The 17295-nt window shown below is 67.0% G+C and carries 15 protein-coding genes and 1 pseudogene; 15 read left to right on the top strand and 1 reads right to left on the bottom strand.

Annotated elements, in window-relative coordinates:
• Window positions 1-34: 34 nt before the first annotated feature.
• On the bottom strand, window positions 35-1183 hold the full coding sequence (gene carA, locus QPR87_RS15215) for a glutamine-hydrolyzing carbamoyl-phosphate synthase small subunit (protein ID WP_285050119.1): 1149 nt from the start codon (window positions 1181-1183) through the stop codon (window positions 35-37).
• A gap of 168 nt (window positions 1184-1351) precedes the next feature.
• On the opposite strand from carA, the gene QPR87_RS15210 reads away from it, so the two are divergent.
• The 15 genes and pseudogenes from QPR87_RS15210 to QPR87_RS15140 form a co-directional block, all read left to right on the top strand.
• Window positions 1352-1816, top strand: a complete 465-nt coding sequence (locus QPR87_RS15210; RefSeq protein WP_011748451.1) for a GatB/YqeY domain-containing protein — start codon at window positions 1352-1354, stop codon at window positions 1814-1816.
• A 203-nt stretch (window positions 1817-2019) separates the two neighbouring features.
• Window positions 2020-3057, top strand: a complete 1038-nt coding sequence (locus QPR87_RS15205) for an NAD(P)-dependent alcohol dehydrogenase (RefSeq protein WP_011748450.1) — start codon at window positions 2020-2022, stop codon at window positions 3055-3057.
• A gap of 4 nt (window positions 3058-3061) precedes the next feature.
• Window positions 3062-4519 (top strand): xylulokinase, encoded by a 1458-nt coding sequence (xylB, locus tag QPR87_RS15200; protein ID WP_230999297.1) that lies wholly within the window; start codon window positions 3062-3064, stop codon window positions 4517-4519.
• A 250-nt stretch (window positions 4520-4769) separates the two neighbouring features.
• Window positions 4770-5654: an AraC family transcriptional regulator gene (locus QPR87_RS15195; protein WP_011748448.1), complete on the top strand. Its 885-nt coding sequence runs from the start codon at window positions 4770-4772 to the stop codon at window positions 5652-5654.
• 99 nt (window positions 5655-5753) lie between these two features.
• Window positions 5754-6659, top strand: coding sequence for an ABC transporter substrate-binding protein (locus tag QPR87_RS15190; RefSeq protein WP_230999296.1), 906 nt, complete (start codon window positions 5754-5756; stop codon window positions 6657-6659).
• 70 nt (window positions 6660-6729) lie between these two features.
• Entirely contained in the window at window positions 6730-8232 is a 1503-nt protein-coding gene (locus QPR87_RS15185; RefSeq protein WP_285050118.1) for a sugar ABC transporter ATP-binding protein, read from the top strand.
• The gene (locus QPR87_RS15180) at window positions 8222-9199 is read left to right on the top strand and encodes an ABC transporter permease (protein ID WP_011748445.1); all 978 of its coding nucleotides are present in this window, start codon (window positions 8222-8224) and stop codon (window positions 9197-9199) included. The genes QPR87_RS15185 and QPR87_RS15180 overlap by 11 nt, the downstream gene beginning before the upstream one ends.
• A 36-nt stretch (window positions 9200-9235) precedes the next feature.
• Complete coding sequence (locus QPR87_RS15175) at window positions 9236-9967, top strand: SDR family oxidoreductase (protein WP_230999295.1); 732 nt, start codon at window positions 9236-9238, stop codon at window positions 9965-9967.
• 28 nt (window positions 9968-9995) lie between these two features.
• Window positions 9996-11618: an FGGY-family carbohydrate kinase gene (locus tag QPR87_RS15170; protein WP_285050116.1), complete on the top strand. Its 1623-nt coding sequence runs from the start codon at window positions 9996-9998 to the stop codon at window positions 11616-11618.
• Window positions 11619-11632: 14 nt separating this feature from the next.
• Window positions 11633-12358 (top strand): SDR family oxidoreductase, encoded by a 726-nt coding sequence (locus QPR87_RS15165; RefSeq protein ID WP_285050114.1) that lies wholly within the window; start codon window positions 11633-11635, stop codon window positions 12356-12358.
• 102 nt (window positions 12359-12460) lie between these two features.
• Complete coding sequence (locus QPR87_RS15160; protein ID WP_011748441.1) at window positions 12461-13027, top strand: DUF421 domain-containing protein; 567 nt, start codon at window positions 12461-12463, stop codon at window positions 13025-13027.
• 204 nt (window positions 13028-13231) lie between these two features.
• A complete protein-coding gene (locus QPR87_RS15155; RefSeq protein ID WP_011748440.1) occupies window positions 13232-14335 on the top strand; it encodes an ABC transporter ATP-binding protein in 1104 nt (367 codons plus the stop codon).
• 32 nt (window positions 14336-14367) lie between these two features.
• Entirely contained in the window at window positions 14368-15447 is a 1080-nt protein-coding gene (locus QPR87_RS15150) for an ABC transporter substrate-binding protein (RefSeq protein ID WP_041530241.1), read from the top strand.
• A 98-nt stretch (window positions 15448-15545) separates the two neighbouring features.
• On the top strand, window positions 15546-16625 hold the full coding sequence (locus QPR87_RS15145; RefSeq protein ID WP_011748438.1) for an ABC transporter substrate-binding protein: 1080 nt from the start codon (window positions 15546-15548) through the stop codon (window positions 16623-16625).
• 74 nt (window positions 16626-16699) lie between these two features.
• Window positions 16700-17295: pseudogene (locus QPR87_RS15140) on the top strand (ABC transporter permease); the annotation flags it as partial.

Raw genomic sequence — 17295 nt, 5'->3', positions numbered from 1 at the left:
AAGAACGGGTTAATCGCGGCCTTTTCGGGAACGATCAGCCGCGGCGGCTGCGCATCGCCTCGGTAAAGCGGTCGAACAGATAGGCGCTGTCCTGCGGGCCGGGGCTGGCCTCGGGGTGATATTGCACCGAGAAGACCGGCCTGTCGGCCACCCGCAGCCCGCAATTCGAGCCGTCGAACAGGCTGACATGGGTCTCGATCACGCCTTCGGGTAGGGTCTGCGCATCCACCGCGAAGCCGTGGTTCATCGAGGTGATCTCGACCTTGCCGGTTTCCACGTCCTTGACGGGGTGGTTGGCGCCGTGATGGCCGTGGTTCATCTTGATCGTGCTGGCGCCAAGCGCCAGTGCAAGCATCTGATGGCCAAGGCAGATCCCGAAGATCGGCAGGTCCTTGCCCAGCAGTTCGCGGATCATCGGCACGGCATATTCGCCGGTCGCGGCCGGATCGCCCGGGCCGTTCGACAGGAACACGCCCTCGGGGTCGTGGGCCAGCACCTCCTCGGCGGTGGCGGTGGCCGGCAGGACCGTCACCTCGGCACCGCTTTGCGCCAGCGAGCGCAGGATGTTGTGCTTTGCGCCATAATCGACGGCGACGACCCGGAAGGGCTTTTTCTCGTCCGACTGGCCAAAGGTTCCGGGCCAGGACCACAGCCCCTCGTCCCAGCGATAGCTTTGCCGGCAGCTGACCTCCCTGGCGAGGTCCAATCCGACGATGCCCTGCCAGTCGCGCGCCTTGGCGACCATGGCGGCGATGTCGAAATTCCCCTCGGGGTCATGGGCCAGCACGACATGCGGCGAGCCCTGCTGGCGGATCGCGCGGGTCAGGCGGCGGGTGTCGACGCCGCCGATGCCGATGCGGCCGCGCCGGGCCATCCAGTCGACCAGATCGGCGCTGGCCCGCCAGTTCGAGGGCTCGGTCGGATCCCATTTCACCACGATGCCCGGGGCGACGGGCTCGGGCGCCTCGTCGTCCTGCTCGGTCACGCCGGTATTGCCGATATGGGGAAATGTGAAGGTCACGATCTGGCTGGCATAGGAGGGATCGGTCATGATCTCCTGATAGCCGGTCATCGCGGTGTTGAAGACCAGTTCGGCCACCACTTCCCCGACCGCGCCGAAGCCCTGGCCGTGGAACACGGTGCCGTCGGCAAGCGCAAGACATGCGGTCGGTTTCTGGGGCATCGTCACTCTCCGGGTAAATCGGCGGGAACCTAGGTAAAGGGCGGGCGGGCGTCAAGGCGGGAACCGGCCTTGCGCGGAACTTTGAAGCCCGGCCCGGGTTGAGGGCACGGCTTGACGGCGGGGGCGAAGCCGGGCACGACCCGGCTCAATTCATTCAGCGAGGATCACATGGGACTGCGCGAACGCATTCTGGCCGATACCAAGGAGGCGATGAAAGCCAAGGAGGCAGCACGGCTTTCGACGCTGCGGCTGATCTCGGCCGCGATCAAGGACCGCGAGATCGCCGCACGCACCGAAGGCGGCGAGGAGGCCGGGCTGAGCGATGCCGACCTGACCGCCATCCTGTCCAAGATGGTCAAGCAGCGCCAGGAATCGGCGAAAGCCTATGAGGAAGGCGGCCGGCTGGAACTGGCCGAGCGCGAGCAGGACGAGATCAAGGTGATCCAGTCCTATCTGCCGCGCCAGCTCGACGCAGAGGAAACCCGCGCCGCCATCGACAAGGCCATCGCCGATCTGGGCGCCGAGTCGATCCGCGACATGGGCCGGGTCATGGCCGAGCTGCGCACGCGCCATGCCGGGCAGATGGATTTCGGCGCCGTCGGTCCGGTGGTCAAGGACCGGCTGATGAAATGACCCGATTCTCGGGTTCTGGCGCGCCGTGCGTCGCTGCCGCCCTGCGGCGCATGGTTTTCGCAATCAAAGACTGATACATTTATTCTTCTGATGGGCAAAAGCTCGCGTGTGATGCGGGTTTCTGTTTACAGTGGCCCCGACTCGCCGCCAAAGACGCGAGTCGAGGGCGCCGGGAGGCGGCGCGGCCATCAGGAGGACGGGCGATGAAGGCACTGGTGCTGGAAGAAAAGGGCAAGCTGTCGCTGCGGGATTTCGACATTCCCGGCACGCTCGGCCCCAGGGACGTGCGGATCAAGACCCATACGGTGGGGATCTGCGGCTCGGACGTGCATTACTATACGCATGGGAAGATCGGCCATTTCGTCGTCGAAGCGCCGATGGTGCTGGGCCATGAGGCCGCGGGCACGGTGATCGAGGTGGGGGCCGAGGTTTCGCACCTGAGGCCCGGCGACCGGGTCTGCATGGAGCCGGGGGTTCCCGACCCGACCTCGCGCGCCGCCAAGCTGGGCATCTACAATGTCGATCCCGCCGTGACCTTCTGGGCGACGCCGCCGGTGCATGGCTGCCTGACGCCCGAGGTGATCCATCCGGCCGCCTTCACCTACAAGCTGCCCGACAACGTGAGCTTTGCCGAGGGCGCGATGGTCGAGCCCTTTGCCATCGGCATGCAGGCGGCGCTGCGGGCGCGCATCCAGCCGGGCGACGTGGCGGTGGTGACGGGCGCGGGCCCCATCGGCATGATGGTGGCGCTGGCCGCACTGGCCGGCGGTTGCGCGCGGGTGATCGTGGCCGACCTTGCCCAGCCCAAGCTGGACATCATCGGCGCCTATGACGGCGTCGAGACGGTGAACATCCGCAACCGCCCGCTGGCCGAGGCGGTGTCCGGGGCGACCGGGGGCTGGGGCGCCGACATCGTCTTCGAATGCTCGGGCGCCGCGCCCGCGATCCTGTCCATGCACCAGCTTGCGCGTCCGGGCGGCGCCATCGTGCTGGTCGGCATGCCGGTCGATCCGGTGCCGGTCGATATCGTCGGGCTGCAGGCCAAGGAACTGCGGGTCGAGACGGTGTTCCGCTATGCCAATGTCTATGACCGCGCCATCGCGCTGATCGCCTCGGGCAAGGTGGATCTCAAGCCGCTGATCTCGGCCTCGATCCCCTTCGAGGAGAGCATCGCCGGTTTCGACCGTGCCGCCCTGGCGCGCGAGACCGACGTGAAATTGCAGATCGTCATGCCGGAGTAAGGCCATGTATCTGGGGATCGACCTGGGCACCTCGGGCATCAAGGCGATGCTGGTGGACGAAACCTTCGCGACCGTCGGCGTGGCCCATGCGGCGCTGACCGTCAGCCGCCCGCATCCCGGCTGGTCCGAACAGGCGCCCGCCGACTGGATCGCCGGCACAGAGGCTGCCATTGCCACGTTGCTGCGCGATCATCCGCAGGAAATGGCGCGGTTGCAGGCCATCGGCCTGTCCGGCCACATGCATGGGGCGGTGCTGCTGGACGGCTCGGACCAGGTGCTGCGGCCCTGCATCCTGTGGAACGACGGCCGCTCGGGCCCGCAATGCGCCGAACTGACCGCGCGCGCCGATTTCCATGGCATCGCCGGCAATCTGGTGATGGCGGGCTTCACCGCGCCGAAACTGCTGTGGGCGGCGCAGAACGAACCCGGTATCTTTGAGCGGACAGCCAAGGTGCTGCTGCCCAAGGATTACCTGCGGCTGTGGCTGACCGGCGAGCATGTCGCCGAGATGTCGGACGCGGCCGGGACGCTGTGGCTGGACGTGCGCCGGCGCGATTGGTCGGATGCGCTGTTGCAGGCGACCGGGCTGACGCGCGCCCATATGCCGGCGCTGGTCGAGGGCAGCGACGTTTCGGGCCATCTGCGCGCCGACCTGGCCGAACGCTGGGGCATCCCGCGCGTGCCGGTGGCGGGCGGCGGCGGCGACAATGCCGCCACGGCCTGCGGCATGGGGGTGATGGCCCCGGGCACCGGCTTCCTGTCGCTGGGCACCTCGGGCGTGCTGTTCGCCGCAACCGAGGCTTACGCGCCGAATACCGGCGATGCGGTGCATACCTTCTGCCATGCCGTGCCGGACACCTGGCACCAGATGGGCGTGATCCTGTCGGCGACCGACAGCCTGACCTGGCTGTCCGAGATCAGCGGGAAAACCGTGCCCGACCTTGCCGGGCTGGTCGGCGATGTGACGGCGCCCTCTCCGGTGCTGTTCCTGCCCTATCTCTCGGGCGAGCGCACGCCGCTGAACGATCCCGACGCCACCGGCGCCTTCCTGGGCCTGCGCCGCGCCACCGGGTTGGCCGATCTGGCGCAGGCGGCGATGGAGGGCGTGGCCATGGCATTCGCCGATTGCGTCCACGCGCTGCGCAAGGCCGGCACGCCGATCGAGGCCGCCTATGCGGTCGGCGGCGGCGCGCGGTCGCGGGCATGGCTGCGAATCATGGCCTCGGCCACCGGGCTCACGCTGCTCGAACCCGAGGACGGCGATTTCGGCGCGGCCTTCGGGGCGGCCCGGCTGGCGGCCGCCTGCGCCACCGGCGACATCTCCGAGCGGGTCTTCGCGAAGCCGGCCGTTCGTGCAGAAGTTGTGCCCGATCCTGAACTGGCCGCAGCCTATGCGAAAAAGTATGAGGCTTATCATGCCGCCTATCCGCGCCTGCGGGATCTGGCGGCAGCGGACGCCTGATAGCGCCAACATCAGGTTTTCAAGAAAAAGCAGGCCCGTGTCGCTGCAATGCGGCATGGGCTTTCTGCCATGCAGCAAATTCCTGCCGCGCCGTTTCCGGCAGGGCTCTTCAATTCCTGCGCGATTTCGGTCAAAAAAGTATCGGTATTTTTTTGGCCCTGATGTGGATCGCGGCACGGCTTGAAGCTTATGGTTCCTGGACGTTCGCGGCAGGCCCGGCAGGGCTCGCGGCACGCAGGGAGGAAGGCCAATGCAACCCGATCTGGAACTGGTCCACATCCGCAAGGGCGAATCCTTCGCCGCGTGGATGCACGGCTATCCGTTCCGCACGGTGCGCTGGCATTACCATCCCGAATACGAGATCCACCTGGTCGTTGCGACCTCGGGCACATTCTACATCGGCGACCATGTCGGCAGCTTCCGGCCCGGCCAGCTGATCATGACCGGCCCCAACCTGCCGCAGAACTGGATCAGCGACATCCCGCCCGGCGAGGCGGTGCCGCTGCGCTCGCTGGTCATCCAGTTTCCCGAAGCCTTCATCGACGAGGCCAGCACCGCCATGCCCGAGATGCAGGCGCTGGGTCCGCTGCTGGAGCGCTCGCGCCGCGGCTTGCTGTTCGACGACGCGACCAGCGCCCGCGTCCGTCCGCTGATGGAGCGGCTGGTCGAGGCGCAGGGCCTGCGGCGGCTGGCGCTGTTCTGGGAAATCCTGGACCTGCTGGCCAATGCGCCGGAATACGAGGTGCTGGCCAGCCTCAGCTTCGAGCTGGACCTGACGCGCATCCATGACGGCGGCATCAACCGCGCGCTGGGCTATCTGCGCGAGCATCTGACCGAGCAGATCGAAGAGGGCGAGCTGGCCGAGATGGTCGGGCAAAGCCAAAGCGCCTTTTCCCGCGCCTTCAAGCGCCATACCGGCACCACGCTGGTGCGCTATCGCAACCAGTTGCGCGTCGACCTGGCCTGCCAGATGCTCTTGACCGATCCCGACATCAAGGTGGCCGAGATCTGCTATGAGGTCGGGTTTTCGAACCTGTCGAACTTCAACCGGCATTTCCTGAAGCTCAAGGGAATGTCGCCCTCGCAGTTCCGCGCGACATTCGCGGCCCAGAAGGCGCTGGTCATGGCGGACTGACAAGAACCGACATTGCGGAATTCACCAATTCGGGTGGCGCGGCGCCGCCCGGAGACGCGCAGGCTTTGCCTGCTTTCATCCAGATGGGAGGGAACCCCGATGAAATCGAAACTTCTTACCGCCTCGGCGGCGCTGGCGCTGCTGGCGGCCCCGGCGCTCGCGCAGGACAAGCTCAAGATCGGCATGACCTTCCAGGAGCTCAACAACCCCTATTTCGTGTCCATGCAAGAGGCGCTGAACGAAGCCGCCGCCAGCCTGGGCGCGGATGTCGTCGTGACCGATGCCGGCCATGACGTGGCCAAGCAGATCTCGGATGTCGAGGACATGCTGCAGCAGAACATCGACATCCTGCTGCTGAACCCGACCGACAGCGCCGGGATCGAGGCCGCCGTCCACGCCGCCAAGGCCGCCGGCGTCACCGTGGTCGCGGTCGATGCGAACGCGAACGGCCCGGTCGATACCTTCGTCGGCTCGAAGAACCGCGATGCGGGCTACATGTCCTGCAAGTATCTGGGCGAGGCGCTGGAGGGCAAGGGCGAGGTCGCGATCCTGGACGGCATCCCGGTCGTGCCGATCCTTCAGCGCGTCGAGGGCTGCAAGGCCGCGCTGGAAGAGTTCCCGGAAATCACCCTGGCCACCACCCAGAACGGCCGCCAGGACCGTTCGGTCGCGTTGGGCGTGGTCGAGAACATGATCCAGTCGCATCCGAATCTGGCCGGCATCTTCTCGGTCAACGACGGCGGCGCCATGGGTGCGCTGGCGGCGATCCAGGGCTCGGGCAAGGACATCAAGCTGACCTCGGTCGACGGCGCACCCGAGGCGGTCCAGGCTATCGCCGCGGGCGGCCCCTTCATCGAGACCACCGCGCAATTCCCGCGCGACCAGGTCCGCGTCGGCCTGGCCATGGCGCTGGCGCAGAAATGGGGCGCCCGCGTGGTGCCGAAGGAAGTGCCGATCGACGTCATGGTCGTCGACGCCGAGAACGCTGCCGAGTTCAGCTGGTAAGGGTTCCTCCCCGCTCCCGCCCCTGCATGTCGCGGGGGCGGGACATTTCCCAGCCATTCAGGAGGGCATGATGCTGGAACTGAACGGAATCCGAAAAAGCTTCGGCAAGATCGAGGTGCTGCACGGCGTCGATCTGGAGGTCCGCGCGGGCGAGGTCCATGCGCTTCTGGGCGAGAACGGCGCCGGCAAGTCCACGCTGATGAAGATCCTGTGCGGCATCATCCAGCCCAGCGAGGGCACGATCCACATCGAGGGAACCGAGCGCCATTTCGCCGATTACGACCAGGCCATCGCCGCCGGCATCGGCATCGTGTTCCAGGAATTCAGCCTGATCCCCTATCTCGACGCGGTCGAGAACATGTTCCTGGCGCGCGAGATGCGCGGGCCGCTGGGCATGCTTGACCGCAAGGCGATGCGCAAGCGCGCTGCCGAGATCATGCGCCAGCTGGCCGTCGATGTGGCCCTGGACGTGCCGGTGCATCGCCTGTCCGTCGCCGAGCAGCAATTCGTCGAGATCGCCAAGGCGTTGTCGCTCGACGCCCGCATCCTGGTCCTGGACGAGCCGACCGCGACCCTGACCCCCTCGGAGGTCGAGCACCTGTTCAAGGTCATGCGCGAGCTGCGCCGGCAGGGTGTGGCGATCATCTTCATCTCGCATCACCTGGAAGAGATATTCGAGATCTGCGACCGCATCACCGTGCTGCGCGACGGTGAGTTCGTCGGTTCCTGCGCGGTTTCCGAGGTCGACAACGACCGGCTGGTCGAGATGATGGTCGGCCGCCGGATCGAGAACAACTTCCCGCCCAAGCCCGCCGCCGCCCCCGCCGCCCCGCTGGCCGTCGAGGTCGAGGAGGTGCAGCTGAAGAAGGGCGGCCCCGTCTCGCGCTTTGCGCTGCGCAAGGGCGAGATCCTGGGCTTTGCCGGGCTGGTCGGTTCGGGCCGCACCGAAACCGTGCTGGCGATGCTGGGGGCGTATCCGGCCCAACGCTGCAAGGTGAAGGTGGACGGGGTCGAGAAACGCTTTCGCGGCCCGGACGAGGGGCTGGCGCATGGCATCGGTCTGCTGCCCGAAAGCCGCAAGGAGCAGGGGCTGATCACCAGCTTTTCGATCCTGCAGAACGTCTCGCTGAACAATTACGGCAAGTATCGCAAGAACCACTGGTTCATCGACCTGAAAAAGGAACTGGCCGCGACCGAGACCGCCATGGCGCAGGTCCGGGTCAAGGCGCAGGGGCCGCATGCCCGCGTCGATACGCTGTCGGGCGGCAACCAGCAAAAGGTCGTCATCGCCCGCTGGCTGAACCACGACATGCAGGTGCTGATCTTCGACGAGCCGACGCGCGGCATCGATGTCGGCGCCAAGGCGGAAATCTATGCGCTGATGCGCGCCTTCACCGCCAAGGGCGGGGCGATCATCATGATCTCGTCCGAACTGCCCGAGGTGATCGGCATGTCCGACCGGGTCTGCGTGTTCCGCTCGGGCGGGATCGTGGCCATGGTCGAGGGGGCCGAGATCAATTCCGAAACCATCATGACCCATGCCACGACCGGGAGAGTTGAACATGTCGCATGACGCAAACACCGGCTCGGCCGGGAAAACCGGCGGCTTCTCGCTTGGCCGCCTGCTGCATTCGCCCCTGGCGCTGCCGCTGATCGGGCTGATCGTCGTATCGATCCTGATGGGGCTCGCCAGCGACAATTTCTTCAGCCTGAACAATATCATGAACGTGCTGCGGCAGGTGTCGGTCGTCGGCATCCTCGCGGTGGGCATGACCTTCGTCATCCTGACCGGCGGCATCGACCTGTCGGTCGGCGCGGTGATGGCGCTGGTCGGCACGCTCAGCGCCGGGCTGATGGTCAACATGGGCCTGCCGGCGCCGGTGGCGCTGCTCACCGGGCTGCTGATCGGCCTGGGCATCGGGCTGGCGAACGGCGTGCTGGTCGCCTGGGGCCGGATGCCGGCGATCATCGTGACGCTGGCCACCATGGGCATGGCGCGCGGGCTGGGCCTGATCTATTCGGGCGGCTATCCGATCAGCGGCATCCCCGGCTGGATCTCGTGGTTCGGGGTGGGCCGCGTCGGCGTGGTGCCGGTCCCGGTCATCATCATGGTGCTGATCTACGCCCTGGCCTGGGTGCTCTTGCAGCGCACTGCCTTTGGCCGCCATGTCTATGCGCTTGGCGGCAACGAGACCGCGGCGCGGCTTTCCGGCGTCAAGACCCAGCGGGTCAAGCTGGCAGTCTATGGCATCTCGGGCCTGACCTCGGCCTTGGCCGCGGTGATCCTGACCGGGCGGCTGATGAGCGGCCAGCCCAATGCCGGCCAGGGCTTCGAGCTTGACGCCATCGCCGCCGTGGTGCTGGGCGGCACCGCCATCTCGGGCGGGCGCGGACTGATCCTGGGCACGCTGATCGGCGCGGTCCTGCTGGGCATCCTGAACAACGGCCTGAACCTGATGGGCATCAACCCCTATCTGCAGGACGTCATCAAGGGCGCGATCATCCTGCTGGCCATCTACATCGGGCGCGAATGGCGCTGAGCCCCGCCCAACCCATTAGAAAGACAGGAGAATGGAATGTCTGAATCGCTGGACGGCAAGATCGCCGTCATCACCGGCGCGGCCTCGGGGATCGGCCTTGCCGCCACCCGGCGGCTGCTGGATCGCGGTGCCACCGTGGTCATGGTGGACTGGAACGAGGCGGCGCTGGCCGAACTGGCCGGCAAGCTGGGCGACAGGGCGATCCCGCAGGTGACGAACCTGCTCGACGTCGACAGCTGCAATGCGATGATCCCCGAGATCCTGGCCAAGGTCGATCACATCGACATCCTCTATTGCAATGCCGGCACCTATATCGGCGGCGAGTTGACCGAGACGACGCCCGAGGCCATCGACCGGATGCTGAACCTCAACGTCAACGCGGTGATGAAGAACGTCCGCGCCGTGGTGCCGCACATGACCCGGCGGAAAACCGGCGACATCGTCGTCACCTGCTCGATCGCCGGCCATTTCCCGACCTGGTGGGAGCCGGTCTATTCCGGCTCGAAATGGGCGATCACCAGCTTTGTCCAGGGCATGCGCCGGCAGATGATCCCGCATGGCGTGCGCGTCATGCAGGTCTCGCCCGGCCCGGTGGTCTCGGCGCTGCTGGCCGACTGGCCCGAGGAGAATTTGCGCAAGGCCAGGGAATCCGGCAGCCTGATCGATGCGGAAGAGGTTGCCGATGCGGTCGAATACATGCTGACCCGCAAGCGCACCGTCACCATCCGCGACATGCTGGTGTTGCCGACCAATTTCGACCGCGTCTGACGCCCGGCACCCGGAACGGAGTAGCGCCATGGACCAGTATCTGATCGGCATCGACGTGGGAACCGGCTCGGCCCGGGCCGGGGTCGTCGACCGCGCAGGCAGGCTGCTTGCCACCGCCAAGTGCCCCATCGAGATGCACCGCGAACGCGGCATCGTCGCCGAACAGTCCAGCGAGCAGGTCTGGCGGGCCGTGTGCGATTCCGTCCGGGAAAGCGTGGCCCGCGCCGGGATCGATCCGGCGCAGGTCGCGGGCATCGGCTTCGACGCCACTTGCTCGCTGGTCGTGCGCGGGGCGGGGGATGCCACGCTGCCGGTCGGCGATCCCGCCCATCCCGAGCGCGACATCATCGTCTGGATGGACCACCGCGCCGTGGAACAGGCCGAGCGCATCAACGCGCAAGGCCACGACGTGCTGAAATATGTCGGCGGCCGCATCTCGCCCGAGATGGAGACGCCGAAGCTGCTATGGTTGCGCGAGAACCGGCCCGAGACCTATGCGGCGGCCGCGCATTTCTTCGACCTGACCGATTTCCTGACCTGGAAGGCGACCGGCGCGCTGGAGCGTTCCGCCTGCACCGTGACCTGCAAATGGACCTATCTGGCGCATGAGGGGCGCTGGGATGCGGATTATTTCCGCCAGATCGGACTGGGCGACCTGGCCGATAACGGTTTCGCCCGCATCGGTTCGCGTGTCGTCGATCCCGGCACTGCGCTGGGGGCGGGGCTGACCGCGGCCGCCGCCGAGGCGATGGGGCTGCGCCCCGGCACCGCGGTCGCGGCGGGGCTGATCGACGCCCATGCCGGCGGCGTCGGCACGGTCGCGGCCGGGGGCGATGCGACGAAATGCCTGGGCTATGTCTTCGGCACCTCGTCCTGCACCATGACCACGACGCGCGAGCCGGCCTTCGTGCCCGGCGTCTGGGGGCCTTATTACTCGGCCATGGTGCCCGGCATGTGGCTGAACGAGGGTGGCCAGTCCGCCGCCGGTGCCGCCATCGACCAGCTGGTGCAACTGCATCCCGCCACGGCCGAGGCCACCGCTCTGGCCGAGGCGGCGGGCAAATCGCTGCCGCAATGGCTGGCCGACCGGGCGCTGGACCTGGCAGGCGAGGCCAGCGCTGCGGTGCGGCTGGCCGACGAGCTGCATGTGGTGCCCGAGTTCCTGGGCAACCGCGCCCCCTTCGCCGATCCCCATGCCCGCGCCGTCGTCATGGGGCAGGGGATGGAGAGCGGACCGGATTCGTTGATCGCGCTTTATGTCGCGGGGATCTGCGGCCTTGGCTACGGGCTGCGCCAGATCATCGAGACCCAAGCCGCCCATGGCGCCCCGGTCCAGACGATCAGCACCAGCGGCGGCGCCGGCGCGCATCCGCTGACCCGGCAGCTCCTGGCGGATGCGACCGGGCTGCCGGTCGAGGTGACGGAATGCCCCGAGCCGGTGCTGCTTGGCTCGGCCATGCTGGGCGCGGTGGCGGCGGGGGTCTATCCCGACCTGCATACCGCGATGCCCGCCATGTCGCGCATCGCGATGCGCTGCGCCCCCGATCCCGCCGCCCGCGCGCGGCAGGACGCGCGCCACGCCGCCTTCCTGGCGCTGCAATCCACGGCGCGGCAGATCCGCGCCACCATGGCGGCTTTGCCGTCCACCTGAACATGCGAGGGACCATGCAATTCTCGGGCAAGACCGTCATCATCACCGGCGCGGGCAAGGGCATCGGCCGGGCCTGCGCCCGGCTCATGGCCACCCGCGGCGCCGAGGTCGTGGCGCTGAGCCGCACCCAGTCCGACCTCGACAGCCTCGCGGCCGAGATCGGCGCGCGCGGCATCCGCGTCGATCTGGCCGATCCGGTTGCTGCCCGCGCCGCCATGGCCGAGGCCGGGACCGCCGACTATCTCGTCAACAGTGCCGGCATAAACGTGCTGGAAAGCGTGCTGGACATGACCGAGGCCGGCTATGAGGCGGTCTTGGGCATCAACCTGCGCGCGGCGCTGATCTGCTGCCAGGAATTCGCCCGCGGCCGCGTGGCGGCGGGGGGCGGCGGCGCCATCGTCAACATCACCTCGATCGCCGGTCACCGCGGCTTTCAGGATCACCTGTGCTATGCCGCCTCCAAGGCAGGGCTGGAGGGCGCGACCCGCGTGCTGGCCAAGGAGCTTGGCCCGCACGGCATCCGCGTGAATGCCGTGGCGCCCACCATCACCCTGACCGAACTGGCTGCCGAAGCCTGGAGCGACCCGGCGAAAAGCCAGCCGATGATGGTGCGCCATCCGCTGGACCGCTTTGCCGAGGCCGAGGAGGTCGCGCAGGGCATCGCGCTGCTGCTCTCGGAGGACAGCCGCATGGTCACGGGCGCGGTGCTGCCGGTGGATGGCGGTTTCCTGGCTGTCTAGGGCCTTCCTGTCGCCGGGATTCGGCCGGGCGGCGGGGAACCCGCGCCCCGGATCGCGGCTTGTCCCTTGGCGCAAAGCCGGCGCGGGCAGGGGGCAGCCGCCATGCTTGAGGAACTTCACCGCATCTTCCTGGGCGACCAGGACCTGGGCTTCGCCTGGGAGGTCTTTTTCCGCACTGTCATCATCTATTTCTATACGCTGGCCCTGATGCGCTGGCTGGGCGGGCGCACGGTGGCGCAGCTTTCCATCGTCGAGTTCCTGCTGGTCATCGCCATCGGCTCGGCGGTGGGGGATTCGCTGTTCTACCCGGATGTGCCGCTGCTGCCCGCCATGTTCGCGATCTTCCTGGTCGCGGGCTTCAACAAGCTGGTGGACGAGGCGATTCTGTCCTCGGACCTGCTGACCCGGCTTTTCGAGGGCCGGCCGCGCATCGTCGTCACCGAAGGCCGGGTGCATGGCGACCGCCTGCGCCGGCAGGGCATCGGCATGAACGAGCTTTACCTGAAGCTGCGCGAAAGGGGCGTGACCGATCTTTCCGAGGTCAAGTTCGCCATCCTCGAGGCGAACGGCTCGCTTTCGGTGCTGAGGCGGGGTCAGGAGGGCGCGGCCGGGCTTTACCATCCGCCCGCCGTCCCGCAGCGGGAGCTGGCCCGCATGGGCAAACCGTAAGCCCGGGCCTCGGCAACGACGGGCTGCACGAACCTTCACCTGAAACCGGAATCTGCCGGGCGAAAGGGCAGTGACGCAATGCGACACCGCCTTCGTCGCCTGCGTCCTGCCGGCTGCGGCGACAAGTGAGTTGCATTCCTCGACAAGCGCCGATTACTGTTGGCGGGCGGAACGAAGAACCAATAGAAACAGGGAGCCCGCATCGTGACAGCAGACCCCGGCAACGACGCTTTCGTTGTCTTCGATCATGTCCAGAAAAGCTATGACGGCCAGACACTTGTCGTCAAAGACCTGAACCTGACCATCGGCAAGGGCGAATTTCTGACCATGCTTGGCCCGTCCGGCTCGGGCAAGACCACCTGCCTGATGATGCTGGCGGGGTTCGAGACGGCGACCCATGGCGAGATCCGGCTGGACGGCCGCAACATCAACGACGTGCCGCCCCACCGGCGCGGCATCGGCATGGTGTTCCAGAACTATGCGCTGTTCCCGCATATGAGCGTGGGCGAGAACCTGTCCTTTCCGCTGGAAGTGCGCGGCATGGGCAAGGACGAGCGCGAGACGCGCGTCACCCGCGCGCTCGACATGGTGCAGATGGGCCAGTTCAAGAATCGCCGCCCGGCCCAGCTTTCGGGCGGCCAGCAGCAGCGTATCGCTCTGGCGCGCGCGCTGGTCTTCGACCCCAAACTGGTGCTGATGGATGAGCCGCTGGGCGCGCTCGACAAGCAGCTGCGCGAGCATATGCAGTTCGAGATCAAGGCGCTGCACGACCGGCTGGGCATCACCGTGGTCTATGTGACCCACGACCAGGGCGAGGCGCTGACCATGTCGGACCGAATCGCCGTGTTCAACGACGGCCGCATCCAGCAGCTTGCGCCGCCGCCGGTGCTCTATGAGCAGCCCGAGAACAGCTTCGTTGCCGGCTTCATCGGAGAGAACAATGCGTTGCGCGGCACCATCGAGCAGCTTCAGGGCGACAAGACGCTGGTGCGGCTGGGCAATGGCGAGCTGATCGACGCCACCGCCGTCAACATCCGCGAAGTCGGGCAGGTCACCACGGTCTCGATCCGGCCCGAGCGGGTCGAGTTCAAGCCCGAGCTGATGCCGGCCGGCGCCCATACCATCGAGGCGCAGGTGCGCGACGTGATCTATATGGGCGACATCCTGCGGGCGCGGCTGCATGTCGCCGGCCAGGACGATTTCGTCATGAAATACCGCAATACGCTTGGCCAGGTGAAGCTGTCGCCCGGCCAGACGATACGGATCGGCTGGCATCCCGAGGACGCCCGCGCCCTCGATCCGGTCTGAGTGTGCATCGAGCAAGGAACCAGGGAGTTATGATGAAACGCACGCTGATACTGACCTCTGCGCTGGTCACCGTCGCGGCCGCCGCCCAGGCGCAGGACAAGCAGGTCAACCTGCTGTCCTGGGGCGGAGCCTATGGCATGAGCCATGTCGAGGCCTATGCCAAGCCCTTCGAGGCCAAGACCGGCATGAAGGTCCAGGTCTCGGACGCCGACAACCCCGCCACCCCGGTCAAGGCCCAGGTCGAGGCCGGCAACGTCTCGATCGACGTGGCTTCGGTCGAATATGCCGATGCCGTGCGGCTTTGCGACGAGGGGCTGCTGGAAGAGATCGACCCCGCGATCCTGACCCCCGCCGCCGACGGCACCGCCGCCGCCGATGACTTCATCGAGGGCGCGATCACCGAATGCTTCGTCGGCACGGATGTCTATTCGATGATCCTGGCCTATGACGACAGCAAGTTCCCCGATGCCAAGCCCGCCGGCGCGGCGGATTTCTTCGACACGGCCAAGTTCCCCGGCAAGCGCACCATGCGCAAGGGCGCCAAGTTCAACCTGGAATTCGCGCTGATGGCCGATGGCGTGGCGCCCGGCCAGGTCTACGAGGTGCTGGGCACGCCCGAGGGCGTGGACCAGGCATTCGCCAAGCTGGACACCATCAAGAACGACGTGATCTGGTGGGAAGCCGGCGCGCAGCCGCCGCAGCTTCTGGCCGATGGCGAGGTGAGCATGGCCTTTGCCTTCAACGGCCGGATCTTCAATGCCGCCCAGCAGGAGGGCAAGCCCTTCAAGATCGTCTGGGACGGCCAGATCTACGAGATGGAGGGCTGGGTCATGCCGAAAGGCGCGCCCAACCCCGAGGCCGCCAAGGAGTTCATCGCCTTCTCGACCGCGCCCGAGCAGCAGGCCCGCGCCGCCGAGTTCATCAGCTATGGCCCGCCGCGCACCTCTGCCGCCGCCCTGGTCGGCAATATCGAGGGCACCGACGTGCCGATGGGTCCGAACCTGCCGACCTTTGCCGAGAACCTGGAGAACGCGCTGGCCTCGAACCTGGACTTCTGGGTCGATCACGACGCCGAGTTGCAGGAACGCTTCAACGCCTGGCTGGCGAACTGACATGCCCGGCCCGCGGCGGGGCAGACCCGCCGCGGGCCATGCAGAGCCCTGACGGGCCAAGAAACGGCCAAAGAGCCGCATACCAACGGGAGTAGAACATGAAAACCACATTGATCCTGACCTCGGCCCTGTGCAGCCTCGGTCTGGCGGCCCATGCCCAGAACAAGGAGGTCAACGTCGTCTCCTGGGGCGGAGCCTATGAAAGATCGCAGGTCGAGGCCTATAACATCCCCTTCGCCGAGCAGACCGGCATCAAGGTGAACATGCTGGCCGCCGACAACCCGGCCACGCCGCTGAAGGCGCAGGTCGAGGCGGGCAACATCACCGGCGACGTCTTCGACATCGAGGTCTCGGACGCGATCCGGCTTTGCGACGAGGGCGCGCTGGTCGAGATCGACCCCGCCATCCTGCCGGCCGCACCTGATGGCACGCCCGCCACCGACGACTTCATCCCCGGCGCGTTGCATGAATGTGCCGTGGCGAACATCTTCTGGGGCACGGTCATCGCCTTCGACACCACGAAGTTCGAGGGCGAGAAACCCTCGACCGCCGCGGACTTCTTCGACACCGCCAAGTTCCCCGGCAAGCGCGGCCTGCCCAAGAATCCCAAGCGCACCCTGTATCTGGCGCTGATCGCCGATGGCGTGGCGCCCGACCAGATCTATGAGGTGCTGGGCACGCCCGAGGGCGTCGACCGCGCCTTTGCCAAGCTCGACACCATCAAGCGCGACGTGGTCTGGTGGGAGGCCGGCGCCCAGCCGGTGCAGTTGCTGGCCGATGGCGAGGTGGTGATGGCGACCGGCTATAACGGCCGCTTCTTCGACGCCATGGTCGGCGAGGGCAAGCCCTTCGAGATCATCTGGGACGGGCAATACATGGACATGGACATGTTCGCCATTCCCAAGGGCTCGCCCAACCCCGAGGCGGCGCTGGAATACCTGAAATTCGCCACCGCCACCGAACAGCTGGCCAATCAGGCGAAATACATCGCCTATGGCCCGTCGCGGCAAAGCTCGGCGGCGCTGGTCGGGCTCTATCAGGACGGCAAGACCGAGATGGGGCCGCATATGCCGACCAATCCCGAATACATGAAGACCGCGGTCATGGACGACCCGGAATTCTGGGCCGACCATTCCGCCGAACTGGCCGAGCGCTTCAACGGCTGGCTGGCCAACTGACAGCCGCATCGCGCCGCGGCCCGCCGGTTCGGGCCGCGGCTTCGACCAAGGATCTTGCCCGACAAAGGACCGAGATGGCCAAAGCCCTTGACCCCCATGCCGCGATCGTGACCGAGGCCGGCGGCCTCGACGAAGGCGGAACGCTGAGAACCGCCGACGGTCGTCCGTTGAGATCTGCGCTTGCGCGGAGTTCGCGTCGTGCGCGTCGTCGTGCGTTTTTCCTGGTGCTTCCGCTTCTGCTTTTCGTGCTGATCACCTTCGTGGTGCCGATCGGGCAGATGCTGCAGCGCTCGGTCAAGAACGAGGGCTTCTCGGCCAACATGCCGCAGCTCAGCGCCTGGTTCCACGACAACCCCCGCGGCACCGAGCCCGACGATGCGGCCTGGGCGGCACTGGCCGCCGACCTGACCGCCGCCGCCCAGGCCCGCTCCATCGGCGTGGTCGGCACCCGCATCAACTACGACATGCCGGGCACGCGGTCGCTGTTCACCTCGGCCGGGCGGCAGGCGCGCGGCGGCATCGAGCCGCCCTATCGCGAGGCGATCCTGGAGATGGACGCCCGGTGGGGCAATCCCCGGCTGTGGTCGGTGATGCGCGAGGCCGCCTCGCCCTATACCGCCAACTTCTACCTCGCGGCGGTGGACCGCACCCGCGACGACCAGGGCGACAT

This window comes from Paracoccus sp. SSJ (assembly GCF_030234105.1).
In the GTDB taxonomy this organism is placed as follows: domain Bacteria; phylum Pseudomonadota; class Alphaproteobacteria; order Rhodobacterales; family Rhodobacteraceae; genus Paracoccus; species Paracoccus denitrificans.
Note: the sequence above shows the minus strand (reverse complement) of the source record. Positions and strands in the feature narration are given on the sequence as shown.